General features: G+C 50.6%; 11 protein-coding genes. 6 read left to right on the forward strand and 5 right to left on the reverse strand.

What is annotated here, in order from left to right; all coding sequences use genetic code 11:
• Positions 1-166 precede the first annotated feature (166 nt).
• From AAHB90_RS10370 to AAHB90_RS10380, 3 genes are all read left to right on the forward strand, one after another.
• Positions 167-3,181 carry a SusC/RagA family TonB-linked outer membrane protein gene (locus tag AAHB90_RS10370; RefSeq protein WP_342084910.1) on the forward strand — a complete coding sequence of 1,005 codons (3,015 nt, stop codon included), beginning with the start codon at positions 167-169 and terminating at the stop codon, positions 3,179-3,181.
• 13 nt (positions 3,182-3,194) lie between these two features.
• A complete protein-coding gene (locus AAHB90_RS10375; RefSeq protein ID WP_342084911.1) occupies positions 3,195-4,922 on the forward strand; it encodes a RagB/SusD family nutrient uptake outer membrane protein in 1,728 nt (575 codons plus the stop codon).
• A 181-nt stretch (positions 4,923-5,103) separates the two neighbouring features.
• Positions 5,104-7,008 (forward strand): ATP-binding protein, encoded by a 1,905-nt coding sequence (locus AAHB90_RS10380; RefSeq protein WP_342084912.1) that lies wholly within the window; start codon positions 5,104-5,106, stop codon positions 7,006-7,008.
• On the opposite strand, the gene bla is transcribed toward AAHB90_RS10380, so the two are convergent.
• Positions 7,009-7,893 (reverse strand): subclass B3 metallo-beta-lactamase, encoded by an 885-nt coding sequence (gene bla, locus AAHB90_RS10385; protein ID WP_342084913.1) that lies wholly within the window; start codon positions 7,891-7,893, stop codon positions 7,009-7,011.
• 173 nt (positions 7,894-8,066) lie between these two features.
• On the opposite strand from bla, the gene AAHB90_RS10390 reads away from it, so the two are divergent.
• The 3 genes from AAHB90_RS10390 (at position 8,067) to AAHB90_RS10400 (ending at position 12,557) form a co-directional block, all read left to right on the forward strand.
• Positions 8,067-9,536, forward strand: a complete 1,470-nt coding sequence (locus tag AAHB90_RS10390; RefSeq protein WP_342084914.1) for a hypothetical protein — start codon at positions 8,067-8,069, stop codon at positions 9,534-9,536.
• Positions 9,537-9,612: 76 nt separating this feature from the next.
• Positions 9,613-11,448 (forward strand): cytochrome c peroxidase, encoded by a 1,836-nt coding sequence (locus tag AAHB90_RS10395; RefSeq protein WP_342084915.1) that lies wholly within the window; start codon positions 9,613-9,615, stop codon positions 11,446-11,448.
• Between the two features lie 293 nt (positions 11,449-11,741).
• Positions 11,742-12,557 carry an alpha/beta fold hydrolase gene (locus tag AAHB90_RS10400; protein ID WP_342084916.1) on the forward strand — a complete coding sequence of 272 codons (816 nt, stop codon included), beginning with the start codon at positions 11,742-11,744 and terminating at the stop codon, positions 12,555-12,557.
• A gap of 117 nt (positions 12,558-12,674) precedes the next feature.
• On the opposite strand, the gene AAHB90_RS10405 is transcribed toward AAHB90_RS10400, so the two are convergent.
• The 4 genes from AAHB90_RS10405 to AAHB90_RS10420 all read right to left on the reverse strand — a co-directional run bounded on the left by AAHB90_RS10405 (position 12,675) and on the right by AAHB90_RS10420 (position 17,608).
• The gene (locus AAHB90_RS10405) at positions 12,675-14,315 is read right to left on the reverse strand and encodes a PKD domain-containing protein (protein ID WP_342084918.1); all 1,641 of its coding nucleotides are present in this window, start codon (positions 14,313-14,315) and stop codon (positions 12,675-12,677) included.
• A 31-nt stretch (positions 14,316-14,346) separates the two neighbouring features.
• Complete coding sequence (locus AAHB90_RS10410; RefSeq protein WP_342084920.1) at positions 14,347-15,231, reverse strand: hypothetical protein; 885 nt, start codon at positions 15,229-15,231, stop codon at positions 14,347-14,349.
• A 66-nt stretch (positions 15,232-15,297) separates the two neighbouring features.
• Positions 15,298-15,906, reverse strand: a complete 609-nt coding sequence (locus AAHB90_RS10415) for an RNA polymerase sigma factor (protein ID WP_342084921.1) — start codon at positions 15,904-15,906, stop codon at positions 15,298-15,300.
• 238 nt (positions 15,907-16,144) lie between these two features.
• Complete coding sequence (locus tag AAHB90_RS10420; RefSeq protein WP_342084922.1) at positions 16,145-17,608, reverse strand: hypothetical protein; 1,464 nt, start codon at positions 17,606-17,608, stop codon at positions 16,145-16,147.
• Positions 17,609-17,611: the final 3 nt, after the last annotated feature.

The raw sequence follows: 17,611 nt of genomic DNA on the forward strand, positions 1-17,611 counted from the left end.
CTTAGTTAAATCATAAAAATATTTGGTGAGACATTTTGATTCAAAATTGAGACAAAACGATCATCCCGTTACCTGCTAAACCCGGAACTTCGCAGCATTCTTAATTAATCCAATATTATAATTAAAAAGTAACAACGCTGCTGGGCTTTTCACCTAACTATCCTTCATGAAAATGAAATTATACAAATTGACCGGCCAGGGCATACACCTGCGGCCGGGACATTCCTTTGCGCGGGCAACCGCATGGTTGGGCTGTATCCTGCTGATATTATCGGCCTGGCAGGCCAGCGCGCAGAATACCGTGCAAATTTCCGGTAAAGTTTCCGATTCCCAGGGACCGCTGCCGGGCGTTTCTATCGTTGAAAAGGGAACAAACAACGGAACGGTTTCGGAGGCCGACGGTTCATTTAAATTACAGGTCGGCAGCGCCACCGCAACGCTCGCCATTTCCAATGTGGGCTATGTAAGCCAGGAAGTGAATGTTGCCGGAAAGACCTCATTTGAAATTGTGCTCGCAGAAGATCAGAAAACGCTGAACGAAGTGGTCGTGATCGGTTATGGTTCCCTTAATAAAAAGGAGGTTTCCAGCGCCATTACGCACCTTTCGGGCAAAGACCTGCTTCGTGTGGGCGGTAATAATCCGCTGATGGCCATTCAGGGTAAGGTGGCAGGGCTTTCGGTGACCAACACCGCTGCGGCGGACCCTAACTCTTCTCCCAGCATTCAGTTGCGCGGGGCGTCGTCGAGAAGTGCCGGTCTGGGTCCCTTGTTTGTCATCAACGGCGTGCCGGGCGGTAATATCGACAACATCAACCAGAACGAGATCGAGTCGATCGACGTCCTGAAAGGTGGTGCAGCATCTGCCATCTATGGGACGCGCGGCAGCAACGGGGTGATCGTAATCACGACCAAGAAAGGCTCGGAAAACTCGCGTATATTCTATGACGGTTACACTACTTTCGATTGGGCTACCAATCAGTTGGAAGTGCTTTCAAAAGACGATTTTTTGGCCCACAAGCGCGGCGTGGACTTTGGCGGCAATACCAACTGGATGAACGCGGTCAAACGTAACCCGTCGTTCTCGCACAAGCATACCCTCCAATTCTCGGGCGGTAATGGCAAAACCAATTATTTTACTTCCCTCGACTACCGCGATGCGAACGGTCTCGACCTTCGTTCCAGCAAGCGCGAATACGGTGGAAGGATTAACATCAACCACAAGACAGCCAACAACATCGTCGAACTGGCATTCACTGCTGCGCCTCGCTATACCAAAAATAGCGATGCCGATTACAGCGGTTTCAATTACGCACTGACCCTAAACCCGACGCTCTCCGTACGCGACTCAACCGGCAAGTATGCTTATCTGACATCCGGATTTTTTGCCAACAACCCGGTTGAAGTCGCTAAGGGCGTCAAGTCCGACCGCGAGTACAAGCTGCTGGATATGAATGGTTCTGCAAAAATCAATATCCTCGAAAACCTGAATACGGTCGTGACCGTCGGTGAGGTGAATTCCTCCATGAGAAGGTATCTGTTTTCACCCTCGACGCTTACGACGATTGTCAACGGGAGCAAGCGGAATACGGGCGAGCAAATCCTGGAAGAGAACGACCAGAAAAGCTTTGAATGGATTGGTAATTATTACCTGGACCTGAACAAGCATTCGATCAAGCTGCTCGGCGGGTATTCCTACCAGTATTTTACCTCGTCGGGTTTCAATGCGAAGAATGAGAATTTTCCGTCCAATGTATTGACCTACAATAACCTGGGTAGTGGCTTGTGGAATTTGCAGCAGGGTATCAACAATGTGGGTTCTTACAAAAACTCCTCTAAACTGATCGCATTCTTCGGCCGTTTGAACTACGATTTTGATCAGAAGTATTACCTGTCGGCCAGCTTGCGCCGCGAAGGCTCATCCAAATTCGGTTATGCCAACAAATGGGGCTACTTCCCTGCGGCTTCCGTAGCCTGGCGCGCAACCCAGGAGAGTTTTCTGAAAGACATTTCCTGGCTGAACGAACTGAAAGTGCGAGCGGATTATGGCGAGACCGGCAACCAGGATTTTGGCAACTATCTTTCGCTTGATACCTACGGCGGCTATGGCTACTATTTGTACAATGGCAATAACTACCAGGTATGGGGGCCCAGCCAGAACACCAACTACGATCTGCGCTGGGAAAAAGCGGCCAACTTCAATGCTGGCCTTGATTTCGAACTGTTCGGCAGCAAGGTTTCCGGTAGCCTGAACTACTACATCCGCACCAACAGGGATTTGCTGGGTAATTACAATGTTTCTAACCCGCCCAATATTCAGGGACAGACCTTCGCGAACGTGGGTACGATGCGCAACACGGGCGTCGAATTGCAGCTGAATGCTTCCGTGCTTCGGAAAGGGGACTTCACCTATGATCTTGGTTTCACCGGCGCTTATAACAACAACAAATTCGTATCATTCTCGAATGCGCTTTTCAAGGGCCAGAAGTATGTGGATGTCGTAGGTATGCCGGCGCCGGGTAGTCCGGGCACCTTGCAGCGCTTGCAGGAAGACACGCGGATAGGGAGCTTCTACGCGCTCAAATCGGCCGGCGTGAACGAGCAGGGGGCATTGCTGGTGTACAATAAAAAGGGCGAAGTGATCCCCGGCAACCAGGCTACCAACGACGACAAGCAATTTGTCGGAAACGGTCTGCCGAAGTTTACAATGGGGCTTTCCAACAATTTCAAATACAAGCGGTGGGACCTGAGCGTGTTCCTGCGTGGTTCGTTTGGCTATAAGCTGTTCAATACCTACGCATTCTACCTGGGTACACCGGCGACACAGGAGAATGCCAATGTGCTGACTTCGGCCTACGATGGCGGCAAATATTCGAAACTGACGAGCCCTACCACTTATTCAACATTGTCGGATTACTTCCTCGAACAGGGTGGATTTTTGAAAGTCGACAATATAACCCTGAGCTATACCCAGCCGATCCAGACCAAGTTCCTGCAATCGGTGCGCATTTACGCGACGAGCCGCAACCTGGCTACATTCACGAAATTTACCGGCGGCGATCCTGACCTGATCAATGTCAACGGTCTTTACCCGGGCGTGAACAAAAACAGCGACAATAACGGCACGCTGAACTACTATCCGTCGACCACTCAATTGCTGCTGGGCGTTCAGCTAACCTTCTAATTTTTGAGATACAATGAAAAGCATTAATATATTAAAAAACACAATTCGGGTAGGTGCGGGCGTGCTGCTGCTGTCGACTGTGGGCTGTACCAACCTTGACGAGGAGCTTTACGACCGAATTACTTCCGGCAACTTCCTTCAAACGCGCGAAGACGTCACCCGCGATTTCCTGCGCGCATTCGAACACAGCTATTGGAGTATTCAGGGAGGCAACACGTTTATGTTGCAGGAAAACAGTTCCGACGAGATCATGACCCCGAACCGCCAGGGCGACTGGTTCGACGGCGGGCAGTTCCAGCGGGTGCATTACCACACCTGGACACCAAACGACGGTTTCACCTCCGATCCCTGGAATGCATTGTACGGTGGTGTGACGCTGGCAACCAATTCGCTGGAAGATTTGCAGGCCATTAAAGATCCGTCCAAATTCGATATGACACAGGCTGAGCTCGATGGCATGATCGCTGAGCTGCGCACGCTGCGTGCATGGCTGAACCTTCGCCTGCTTGATTTCTACCGCAATATTGTAATCGTAACCAAGGTGAAAGGCGAAACCACGGGCGGCCCGCAGGTAACGCCTCAGGAGGCTTTTGCATTCATCGAGCAGGAGCTCAAAGAGTCGCTGCCGAAGTTGCCGACGGTACAGAGCCTCGGAGCGAACGCGGTAGGCCGCTGGACGCAGGGTGGAGCAGTTTCGCTGCTGGTGCGGCTTTACCTGAATGCGAAGGTTTATACCGGTACCGACCGTTTTGCCGACTGCGCCAAACTTTGCCAGGAAATGATCGACGGCAAATATGGAACCTATGCCCTCGAATCACGTTGGGACGCCCCGTTTGACTACAACAATGCCACCTCGAAAGAAACGGTATTCGGCTTTCCGGGCAGTTTCGGGCTTACGCACTGGCAGTATGACGGCGGTATGTATTTCTGGATGCTGCCAAACCTGGCGCCGAACTATTTCGGATTCACTGACTTTGGTAATGCAAACCCTAAGTACGCAATGCAGCCCGGCCTCGATGTCGATGGAAAGGAATATCCCCATGCATTGGGCAAGCCGTTCGTAAAATTCCAGAAGTACCCGGACGATGTCCGTTTGAAAAAATACAAAAACCTGGGTAACAGCAAACGCGAGGGAATGTTTTTGCACGGGTATCTGACTTACACCAACTCCGCAGGCAAGCCCGACACGGTGCGCGGCTTCAAAGGGCCATATCCATTGTATTTCCGCGATCAGGTAGGCAAGTTCCTCGATGCGAAGCCAGGAACGCCGATCGCCGACAAGACTTCGAATATGAACAATGCGGATAACAACTCGGGTATTTTCCCGGTGAAGTATCCATTCTATCCGAGTGATGATCTGAACAAGATTTCTTCGGCCTATGCGGAGATCCGTTTTGCAGAAATATACTATTCGCTCGCTGAATGCAAATACCGGGCAGGTGATAAGGCTTCGGCGGCGGTATTACTCAATGCGGTCCGCAAGCGCAATTATCCAACCGGCTCGGCGAGCCTTTATAAAGCTGATGGAAGCCAACTTACCGACCAGGAAATGATCGACGAATGGGGTAGGGAGTTCCTGGTGGAAGGTCGCCGCAGAACCGATATGATCCGCTGGGGTGTATTCAACAAAGGGATCTGGTGGGACAAAACGCCTGATGCCGACAACCACACCGAGATTTTCCCGATCGGGCAGACGGTATTGAACTCATCGCCGCAACTCAAACAAAACCCGGGATATTAACCGACCATCGCCGATCCCGGTTTCCGTCGACCTAATCCGACGGAAAAGGGTTAAAAATAATAACTAAAACCGATGACAGAACACCGCCTTCAGAAGCGGTGGGTGCGCCCCAAAAGGGCGCATTTTTTTTGGATTTGCCACGAAAGTTTGTAATATTTATTCGAAGTGTTTTTGGTCTAATATGACGCGACTTGGTACCGTGAAAGGTGTCTGCATTTGCTTGGTGCTATTGCTTTTTCTCTCCTGGCCAGCCTGGCCTCAGGTGGGCAGGATCCGCGAGCTTCAACAAAGTCTTTCTTCGATCCGGGATAGTTCAAGTTACGTCGATGTACTCAATAGGATTTCCCTGCTTCTTTATGAACAAAATGCAGATAGTACGCTCTATTATGCCTTGCAGGCCAGGCAGATAGCCTCCCGGAATTATTACCAGAAAGGACTGGCTGATGCTACCAACAACCTGGGTATAGTGTTCGATATCAAAGGAAATATACAGCTCGCATTGCGCTATTATAACGACGCGTATAACCAATATGTGACCTTAGGCGATTCGTCCAATATCGTGCAGACGTTGATGAACATCGGTTCGGTATACCATATTAGCGGCCGCCATGACAAGGCGCAGGCCAACTATGACCGTGCCGTTGCCCTTGGCGATCGCATCGAGCACGATTCGATTACCGCGCTGGTTATCTATAATTATATGCTGCTTTATCCTCAAAAATTCGCAGGAAACCGCCGTAATGTGCTGATCGACCGGGCTTATGGCATTGCAAAAAAGTATCGGGATATCCGTCTCGAACTGGCGATAGATCAGCTGCGGGCGACCACGCTTATCGAATCAGGCCAAAGGGAGCGGGGCGTGACATTACTGGAAAAGACCCTCAACAATACGCTGGCGCTGGAATTGAACTACCTCAGTATGGATATCCTGCTGGATCTGGGCAATTATTACCTTCCCGGGGACCGCGACAAAGCCATTCAGTTCTATCGTAAAGCGCTCGATCTGGCCGAGCAAAAGAACTATCGCATGTACGCGCGCGACGTATGCAAGAAGCTGTACGATTATTATCTGGGCAGGAAAGACAATGCCAATGCATTCATTTATAGTCAAAAGTTATTGAACCTATACGAGGAGCAGGCCGATATCGACCGCGTTTCGGGGATCGATTATATTGAATATGCCGTCAAAGACCAGCAGCTGATCTCCGAGCAATTGAAGTCGAAATATAATGCGCAGCTACTGGCGCTGGCTGTGGCCGTGTGTGTGCTGACCTTGCTGAGTATCGTCATCCTCTGGCGGAACTGGAAGCTCAGCAAAAAGACCAACCGCGTACTGACGATGCAGTTCCGGCAGTTGGAATCGACCACCGACGCACTGGAACAAAGCAACCAGAACTACGCCCGGCTAATTAAGATCGTCGCACATGACCTCCGCAATCCGATCGGCGGCATCAATGCGCTGTGTTCGTTGTTGCAGGAAGGGGATACTACGGCCGACGAGACCCGCCAGTATATCGAACTGATCCGCGAATCGAGCACGAGCTGCCTGCATATGATCAGCGATTTACTTCAAACCGACTTTGATTTCAAGGAAGCTGAATTACAGAAGAAATCGGTCGATCTGTCCGTCTTCCTTGATCATGCAGTAACCCTGCTGACATTCCGCGCGGCGGAAAAGAACCAGCGGCTTATCCTGGAAGAACCGTCGCATATCGTAGTGAATGCCGATCCAGACAAGCTGCTGCGCGTTCTGAATAATCTCATTGTCAATGCGATCAAGTTCAGCCCCGATGGCGAAACGATCCGGGTCAAAGTGGGGCAGTCAAATAGCGGCGTTACGATTTCAGTGGAGGATCACGGGTTGGGCATTCCCAAAGCGGCTATTGCCAACATTTTCGACCCGTTCACAACCTCTAAGCGCCCAGGTACAGCCGGAGAGCAGGCTTTCGGTCTGGGTTTGTATATTTCAAAAAAGATCGTCGAGGCGCACGGAGGAAGGCTCTGGTTTGAAACGGAAGAGGGGAGTGGCACTACTTTTCACATTTTTTTGCCGGGAGAGAACGTGCCGGCGTTCTCTCCCGCCTGATTATTTTTGCCTAAGCTTTTCATCGTAAGTCTTTTTCAGGTTGGCGATTGCCTTGTCGTAACCCGCTTTGTCAAAAAAGGCTTCCGGACGGTAAGGGTCGGTCGGTTTGTGTTTTTCATGAAGGTCAAACTGGCTTGCATGCGATGCCAGCCAGATGTCGAACTGCTCGTTTTTCATCGATGCCAGTGTCTTCGCATAATCCTTGCCCACCTCGGGATATCCGGCCATACCTGAGAGCTTGGTTTCGTCCAGAATACTTGGCATGTTGGCAATCAAAACTTTGTAAGCCCGCTTTTCGTCTCGCACCGAGAACGAAAAGCTGCTCGCCCCGGGCGTATGGCCAGGATGGTGCAGCAACTTTACCTGCATGGTGCCTAGTTTGATAATTTCGCCGTTTTTCAACAACCGATCGACCTGGACCGGCTCGAAACTGGCGCCATGACTGCCCAGCGCATAATCGGAAGCGCCGCCGTCGGCCATCGCTTTGGCGTCCTTTTCCTGTATCATCAGTTGGGCGCCGGTAGCCTGCTTAATGGCCGCCATACCCGCCACGTGGTCGTAATGCGCATGCGTAGCGAGCAGTATTTTAATGTCTTCAAACTTGAAGCCCAGCGCCTGCACATGCTTCCGGATGAGCGGTACCGAACCTTCCAGGCCTGTGTTAATTAAAATATGGCCTTTGGGCGTGGCGATCAGATAGCATGCTAAGTCGTAAGTGCCCACATAATACAGGTTGCCGGCAATGCGGAAAGGGCGGTAGTCTTTCGACCATTCGGCCTGGATAAACGGTGGTTTCCAGGTTTTGTTTTGCGCAGTGGATACAAACGGTGTAAGTAATGCCCCGGCAATGAGCGTTGTTATAAGTGTTTTTTGAAGCTTCGGCATATGATTGATAGTAAGGGCGCAAAGATAGAACGGCGGGATAGCTATGCAAAATGTTTTATGTTGACCACCGGCACAACACCATCTTAACAAACTGGTAATAAATGCATAAACTCCGCGCAAAGTGAATGGCTGTTCTTTGTGCTACTATTTCACTTAATCAGTTTATGTCCACCATGAAGCCTTTATTTACTTACACCGCTTTGGCCGGCATTCTTGCACTTGGCGCGTGCCAGGACCACCGCGATCCGAACAGTCCGGATATTACCCTCCAAAACCGCTCGGTAACACCCGTACTTGCCAAATTGCTCCCCGGTGCCACCAATGGCCGTGTTTCGGCCAGCAATGTGAAGCTCTATTCATTGCTTAGCAGCGACGACCAGCTCGAACAGTCGCCGGGGTACGTATTCGGAGGCTCTGCCGATGGAGCCGGTCTTTTTCAGAACCCGGACGGTAATTATACGATCCTGGTGAATAACGAGGACAACTTCTCTGTTTCACGCATTACACTGGACAAAGGTTTCAAACCGGTAAAAGGAGAGTACGTGCTTAATTCCGACGGAGGAACCTGGCGCTTGTGCTCGGGCACGCTGGTAACGCCTGTCGAGCATGGTTTTGGCCCTGTTTTCCTGACTTCCGGCGAAAGTGGCCAGGAGTCGCGCACACACGCATTGAATGTGGATGCGAATGTGAGTCAGGCCAATATCTCCCGCGAAGTGGCTGGCCTGGGCCGTTGGAGCGCTGAAAACGCGGTTCCACTTCCTAAAACCGCGTATCCCGGTAAAACGGTGATTGTGATCGGGGACGACGATTCGGATGTGAATGGCGGTCAGGTGGCCATGTATATGTCAAACACGGTGGGCGACCTCGATAACGGCTCGCTCTACATGCTGAAACGTGTCGACAACAATCAGAAAGAAAGGGATATGGTACCTGGTTCAATGTATGATGTAGAGTTTGTAAAAATCGATAACCACAAGACGTTGACCGGAGTGCAGATCAACGCAAAAGTAAATGATCTGAAGGCGATCAAATTCGGCCGGGTGGAAGATGTGGATTACCGCAAGGGCGGGGCTGCGCAGGGCCGCGAGGTGATTTTCGCGGTAACAGGCCAGGATAACAGCGGCGTAAATGCCGACTACTCGCGTACGAAATACGGTCGTATTTACCGTGTGGTACTCGATGCAAACGACCCTACCAAAGGCAAGTTGGAAGTATTGCTCGACGGCGACGACCGCAACGGGATCGCAAAGACTTTCCAGAACCCGGACAACGTCTGCGCGACCTTCGATTACGTGTACATCATGGAAGATCCGAACGGTTATGGCGACGAAAAACATGATGGCTATGTATATCAGTTCAATCTCAATACCAAACAATTGACTCCTGTTCTCGAAATCGATCATCGCCGTACCGAGGCTGATGCGGCCAAATACAATGTTGGCGGCACTTCTGCGCTCGGCTCATGGGAAAGCAGTGGTATGATCGACGTGTCGGATGTTACCGGCCGTGCCAATACTTTCATGCTCGGCATCCAGGGGCATACCTGGCGCGGGGATAAATACAAGGGCGTCGACGGCGGTTCTGTCCGTAAATCGGAGAACCAGGCCAGCCAACTGATCCTTATTGAAGGTCTGCCTCGTTAATTACATAGTTTTCAGACTCCTGGCCGGAATTTTCGGGCCAGGAGTTTCCTTTTGAATCAATACCCACTCCTGCACCATGCTGAAATTCGAGCGTAACCCCAATTCATTCATCTACCGCCACAGGAGGCTGCTTTTTTCACTTTTCCTGATCATCATCATCCCGCTGATCGTCTGCCTGATCTGGTGGCTGACGAGCCCCGGGCCCACAGGCCAAAATTCAGCACCTGCCGGGAAGGTCAAACGAACCTTCATGGAGGATATCAACTCGCTGGACAGCGCCGCGAGCCGTTTGCAGGCAGCTATCCGTACCAAAGATCCGGCCGCTATTCAGGAATCGTTCAAACGTGCCCGTCTGGCTTACAAGCGTGTGGAATTCATTTCGGCCTATTACAGTCCCGAAACCACCCGCGCCCTCAATGGCCCTAACATCCCGGAAGTCGACGATGACCTGCGCGTAAATGAGCCGCAGGGTTTTCAGGTTTTGGAAGAAATGGTATTTCCCGAAGTGGCAATGGATGCGTATCCTGATATGCTGCATGCAGCCGACGTTATCAGGGCGAATGTGAACCGCCTTCGTAAAATTTCAGAAACCAACGATTTGACTGACAGTCATATATTCGATGCCATGCGGCTGGAAATTTTCCGGGTTATTTCAATGGGTATTACCGGTTTCGATTCGCCGGTCGCGTTTCATTCGCTACCCGAAGTAGCCGCCGCGCTGGGGAGCATCCAAAAGCAGCTGGGACATTATACGGCCGGCAATGCATTGGCCGTTCAGCTGGACAGTTCGTTCGACGCTGCTATCGGGTATATCGGCAAATCGCCGGATTTCAATTCGTTCGACAGGTTGGAATTTATCAAAGTATACGGCAATCCGCTCAGCAGCCGGCTGCTGGATGCCCAGAAGGCCTTGGGTATCCCTGTTTTTACGGAAAAAAGGTTGCTCTCCCCAACTGCGCGCACGTTGACGGATTCGGGCGTATTCAATGCCAGCTACTTCGTCAATTTTGAGGAGCAGACCATGACCGCCCAGCGTGTTGCCTTGGGTAAAATGTTGTTTTTCAATCCAATACTATCCAACAACTCGGGCCGTACGTGCGCCACTTGCCACCAGCCAGAAAAAGCATTCACCGATGGCGAGCCCAAGAGCTTTGCAATCGGTTTCAATGGCATGCGGATCAGCCGCAATGCGCCTACCTTATTGAATGCCTCATTCCAAGCCGCCCAGTTTGCCGACTCCCGCGTAACGTTCCTCGAAGACCAGGCCGGCGATGTGATCCGCAACCCGCAGGAAATGCACGGCTCGCTTCCCGATGCCGTAGCCGCGTTACGCAAGCAAGGAGACGCGCAAAAGCTGTTCCAGGAAGCTTATTCCGACGGCATTACGGAAAGCAATCTCAAAAATGCCATTGCCAGCTACATTCGTTCGCTATCCTCGCTCGATTCGCGCCTGGACCGCCATTTTCGCGGCGCCGAGGATGTCTTAACTGTCGAGGAAAAGTCGGGTTTCAACCTTTTTATGGGGAAGGCCAAATGCGCCACTTGTCATTTCTTCCCGCTTTTCAACGGCACGGTACCTCCGGCTTACCTCGAAACGGAAAGTGAAGTGCTCGGTACTCCTGCTACGGCAGAAGGAAAGACCGTCGATCCCGATGTTGGCAAATTTGTGCTCACCAAACGCGAGCCGCACCGTTATGCATTCAAAACGCCCACTGTGCGCCACGTAGCGCTCACGGCACCTTACATGCACAACGGTGTTTTCAGGACATTAGAGGAAGTAGTGGATTTCTATGATCGTGGGGGAGGTAATGGTTTAGGTTTTAATCTTGAAAACCAGACTTTGCCGTTCGATAAACTGAATTTGAAAGATTCAGAAAAAAAGGCGCTTGTGGCATTTATGAAAATATTGTAACGTGCCGGAATTGTTGTTGCATCCCTACGGGATTTCAATTCCGGAACATGCGCGGGTATACTACCCATGTTACGTGCCTGACGGCACTGGGGTGATGGACGCCTAATCGCGTTAGCGAAATAATATTGGCAGCAATGCCGGTCATCAACGGCTCATAAATGCCGTCAGGCATGTAACGACGATTCAAACGATCCGCATTACATTATATTTTTTAAAACATTACTGACAATGGGTTGTCATTCTGGCGCGGTTTCTTTGAAGTGAAATTAGTATTTACTTCAACAGACAACCCTATGAACACAATCCTCAGCAATGGTACACCCATCAGCTACAAGATTTACGGCGAAGGCCCTGCGACATTACTTTTTGTGCACGGCTCGTTCATCGATCAGACTTACTGGAAAGAGCAGGTTTCGTTTTTTAAAGAGAAATACTGCGTTGTGACGATGGACCTGGCCGGTCACGGCGAATCGGGGACCAACCGGGAAGAGTGGACGCTTCAGGGGATGGCTGAGGATGTTGTCAACCTGATCAAGGAATTGAAACTTAAAAACGTGATCCTGATCGGCCATTCGCTCGGTGCGAACCTCATACTCATGGCCGCAAGCGCATATCCCGACCCCGTTATCGGTTTCATAGCTGTCGACAATTTCAAAAATCTCGCGACCCCGCTTCCGCCGGAATATGAAAGTCAGGTCGATGAAATAATCGCTGGTTCGCAAAAAGCCTATGCCGACACGAACGAGCATTACGCGCGGATGGTGCTCCTTACCCCGCAAACCCCGCAATGGATCGCCGACAAAATTGTAGCTGCTTACCGCAATTCCTACGAGCTCATGGGACAGCAAACCCTGCCGCAATTTTTCGTTATGGACCGGATCGAGCGGGCCGCGCTGCCATTATTGAAGACTAAAATGAACCTTATCAATGTCAACTACATGCCTACCAACGTGGAAGCGTTGGAGCAAAATGCCGTCAACGGCTACGCGTTGATCGAGATAGCAGGCACCTGCCATTATCCGATGCTCGAGTCACCCAAAGCTTTGAATGAGGCGCTGGACGAAGTGATCGACGGCGTACTGGAACAGAAAGAATCGGTACGGGTGTAACGAAACGCCGTTCCGCTCGTCTAGGTATTGTCAAGTGTAGGCAATGGCTTCACAATCAAAAACAAAAGAGCAGGTGGTTCGCCTGCTCTTTTTTGATGTTTGTTAAAATAACGTTTCTCAAAGTTTATAACGAGCAACAAAAGTGTTTGGAATAGGGTAGCTTGTCCCTTGTAAAGTGACGCCGTTGAACGTGGATGGCTCGTAAAACCATCCCGCGGCATATACGTAGCCATTAACAACACAAATCTTGTTTACCCGGTCTTCGTCCATCCCTCCATCCGTTACGGGCTTATCGATTGTAGGGTTGAGTTGATTGGGATCAACCTTGGTGATGATGATGTCTGTGCTGCCTTTGCTTCTTATGGACGCCTCGCTATTCATAGGGAACCACCCTTTGCCATTGAAAGATCCTGCCAGAATAATGTCTCCGTTCGAAGCAAATGCGATGCCGCCATGGTAATCTTTATTTCCCTCGCTGAACCCATTGCGTGCATTCTGAACCTGGCCGTTGGAATCCCATTTGCCGAGATAAACATTTTCGTCACTGGCACTGTTAAGTTCTAGTTCGCCCAAAGGACCGCTATGCATTCCGGTCACGAATACATTTTTAGAATTTTCATCCACTATAATGTCGTAGGCAAAATCAACTCCGGTCGATCCTGCGCGGGCAATCCATTGAAAAGTCTCGCCAATAGGTTTCCATTTGGTGACAAAAACATCCACACTATCGACGCTTAAAAGCGAGAGGAAAGGGAGTTTGATGGTTTTCAGGAACGCACCTGTGATGTACGCGTTCCCGTAATCGTCGACAGCTATTGCCTCGGGAGCCTGTATATCCGGACCCGTCATCATAGTAGGCTTTCCAAAAGTGCCATTAGTGGCATTCAGTAGCACTAGAAAGCCATCCCGGTTATCGGCCTTCGTCCGAAAGTTATCGAACTCAATATCGTTATTTAGATTTATCCCTTCGATCGTACCGGTCAGGTACAATTTCGGGCCCTCGCCAGCCTGGTAAAATGCCAACGACCGTCCCTGGTCGTTTAGCGGTCCGCCAAACGTAGTGAACCAGTCCGGTATACCGGTTGAGCCATTTATTTTTGTCACGAATCCATCGAGACCGCCTTTGGGGGATGTTGCTTTGCCCGTTATCTGGCCACTAACAAAGCCTGTCAGGTATACAAAGTTCTTACTATCAAGTGCTAAGGCATTGGCATGATCGTCACCTGCGCTGCCATCTGTATACACCCACTGGCATTGGCCTGCGCTATTGTATTTGGCCACGAAGAAGTCGTCGGCACCTTTGGACAAAATGCGGGTAAATCCAATACCGAAGTTAATTTCGCCTCTACCGGTGCCTGAAATATAGACGTTTCCATTTGCGTCGGCTACGATGTCGGTCGGGAAGTTCTTATCGCCCGACATGCTGAATGCTTCCGAGGAAGGCGCTTCGATATTTACAGTTTGCGTGCTGGCACTGCTGCCTCCATCGACGCCTCTCACGATTAATTTTACCTGATAACTTTTTGCCGTCGCAAACACATGACTTACCGAGTCTTTGCCTGATAGGAGGGTGCCGTCGCCGAAATCCCATTGAATGCTCTCTGCATTTTCGGCTTCACTTTTAAAGGTTACTGTGCATGGTGCCTTGCATCCGTTTGGGGGTGTAAACGTGAATTTCGAAGCCGGCCTTTGCGGCGTCTCGATGTGGCATGCAATGGCGATCGATGTCAGCAGAATATAGGTGAAAAGTCTCTTCATGAACCAAACGTCAATAGGGGGTATTGTAAAGTTACTTGATTTTCCTGAGTAATTCGACCGCCTTGTCCCTGTTCTGATTTTCAGGATCCGCCGCGACTTTCTTCAATTGTTCCTGGCAATTTTTGAGGTCCTTCCGTTGCAGATAGGCGAGGGCAATATACCATGCGGCGGCGTTCTTAACCTGCGGGAACCGGCTGGTTTCCACCTGTTTCAACTCCTGCAAGGCCGTTTCGCTGTCCTGCGCCGCGAGTGAGCGCACTGCCTGGCGAACGTGTGCGGTGTCGGATCCCCATTGTTTGAAAGCAGACGGGCTCAGTCCCAGTTTTTCCTTCGAGAACGGGCTTTCCAGCTCGACGTTTTCGTTGAAGTAATCTGCAAAAAAATCGGTTCTGTCCACATTGGACGGAAGCGTTTGCGGCTTTTTCTGCTCCTGCCGGGGCTGTGTTTTTACCGTATCTGGGTTCAATGAAGGCTGTATTTGATTTACGGTGTCCGTTGCGGCCGGCTTTCCTACCGTTGGAACGTCCGACGCGACAGGGGTGCTGGTGGGCAGAGAATTGAAATACCAAATGAGGCCGAGAGCGATGAGAATGCTTGCGGCCGCAGCAAAGTACGGCCAGCGCAAGGCGGAACCGCCTTCCTCGTTCAACGGGACTATTTTACCTTGTTCTGGATCAGCTTCTACGGCACCGGACGGCAGCAGGCCGTCGTTTTCCAGTTGTGCGTGAATGTCCTTGAACAGGTTTTTATATTCATTCGCTTTCAGTCCATTGCGAATGCGAAGTTGTACCTCGACTTCCCCGGCCAGGGCCTGGTCCGCACGCATCCGTTCTTCGAAGGCCGCGCGTTCTTCGGGAGTGCCTCCGCCGCTCAGATATTGATGAATTTCATGAAAAGCTTCTTCCGACAATTCCATATGTCAAATCGTGATTCGCTGGTAATGTTTTAGTGGTTGATACGCTTCATTCGCCAATTATTATCACTACAAATGAAATTTTTCTCGCAGATACTTCGCGCATTTGAACCTTTTCACGGTGGCAGAGGCCTCTGTCATGCCCAGTTCGCCGGCAATATCGCGCAGCGACCGGTCCTCGACGTAGAACCACCGCAGTACTTTCCGGCAGTCCTCGGCCAGGAGGTTAAAAGCACGGTCGAGTTTTTTGAAAATCCAGTTCCGTTCCTCCTCGTCATATGCTTGTAAAACCGTTGCTGCAAGGCTCGTTTCAAATGCTTCGCCTTCCTCGTCCGGACTTATTATGCTTTCCAGGCCCACTTCGCCACGGCGGGCAGTCAGATCAAGGCTTTTTTTCCATTGGTTGATGTAAATGCTCTGAAAGTAAGTGCTAATGCGGGCTCCCTCCTGGTATACAAAACTGCGATCCCGTATTTTGCTCACAAAGATGGCCAGGCAGTCTTGCAAAAGGTCCTTTGCCTGCTGCTCGTTACTGCCCCGTTTTACTACGTAAGGAACGCATTGCCCGTAGGTTTGGAGGTAAAGACAAGAGAACGCTTCACGTTTTTCAAGAAGCAGCTCTTGGTAAAATAACAGGTCAGAATCACGGTAGCGTTTGCAGGAATCTTGGGGTGTCATTCAGCTCGATATTTACGCAAAAAAGCAAAAAAAAGAGCCGGATCGGGAAGTTTGGAGTAAAACAAATTGAAAAAAGTTACCAAATGGTGATAAGGTTTACGCCACTATGCGGATAAACGCTCGACCCCGAAGATCCGAAAGCCGACCCGGGGCATTGCGGTTGGCTCAAAGTTTTCGGGCTGTGGGTTATTACAAGGAGAGAGAGTCCGACGGTTTCGACGGGCTCTCTTTTTTAGATTTAAGGCGCTTTTCTGCGGGGCTGTGTCGTAATGGGGATCGTACATCTGGCGATTTTTTGCCTTTCTCCGGCTCCGGTTGTCAGCTCCACCACATTTTTAAGGTTGTCGAGAATAAATGTGAAACCGTTTTGCGACTGAGTTTTGCCGATGGGCTTGAATTGGCCTTCCGTCGCATAGGCGAACAGCATTTCAAACCCGAAAGGCGGCGCGCATTCGAATTGCTCAGGCATATAAATCCATTTGCCAACGGCATCGGTCGTAATAGTGAAATCCTTATTCCGGAGCTGAACAAGGTTTTTGGAGGCATCCTGATAGATCATTCTCACCGTGCATGGCTTGTTGGCACGGACTTTCAGCGTCATAACATCGCCTTCCCGATACGATTGCGGGCCATATCCCTTGTCGGTACTTACTTCCAGTAGTAATTCATCTTCTCTTGCAACGGGCTCGTCCGCTTTCCCCGTCTGCACGATCGCCTGTACACGCGACGCGTCCTCAACCTGCTTTACGGCGGGTTCTATTTCAACATTCGGGACATTGGCCAGCAGTATTTCCGATGATTGAACAAAGCCCGTGGCGTGATCCAGACCATCAAAAAGTTGTACCCCGATTTTTAGAAAATTACCCGATTTATAATAACGGCCTTTCAGTTTCAGCAACGGTCCGGAGCTATCGGTCAGGTCGGTTCGGATATGGCTGCTCATGCGCGCAAGCGATGATTTCAGCGTGCCGGTCAATTGTTTTGAAAAATCATTGGAGATGCCAAGCCCGTCGAAGGTGATTTCTTCAATGAAGAGCTTCCAGGTTTCTTTTTCGGGCAGTGTGTGGATGATTTGTCGGGCGAGTTTGTCGATTACCTCTGGAAGCGTAACCAGTTCGAGCGGGTTGCGTTGGTCGGTGAGGGAAATGGTAGTATTGCTCTTCTTTTTTAGATCGGTGTCCATGAAGCCTATCCTGGCTTCTGCAACCTGGTTGCCGTCCATTTTCAAAAATACACCGGCCCGGCAGGGAACGTTTTCCAGTTGCAGGCGCTTTTGGCTCTGGTAGCTGCCGAAAAGCGTTTTTTTGCCGTAAAACAATACGAGGTAACCATTAGTAATCGATTGGAATTCAGCTTCTTCCCAATCAAAGTGAAAAGAGAGGCCCCCTTTTTTGTACCCGACGAATGCGATCCGTTTGTATTCGTCGAAATCGATTGTTCTGGTGCCTTTATGGTCGGGTATGAGGTCATTTTCAAACCGGGCATCGCGTCGCAGGCTCGCGTGCATGCGGTCGTTGGCTTCGTCACGCTCGTCCCGGTCGGTAATATAAGGATTGGTGAGAAGGCCAAAGGCCGATTCAAAATCTTTAAGAACCTGTTTGACGCGTTCCGCCGATTTGATCTGGTAATAGGGGCTCAGCGCCTGCCCTAACGAGCAATGCAACGGTAACGTAACGATCAGTGCGATCAGCAGCCGTTTCATGGC

It is taken from the genome of Dyadobacter sp. OTU695 (assembly GCF_038440355.1).
Classification (GTDB): domain Bacteria; phylum Bacteroidota; class Bacteroidia; order Cytophagales; family Spirosomataceae; genus Dyadobacter.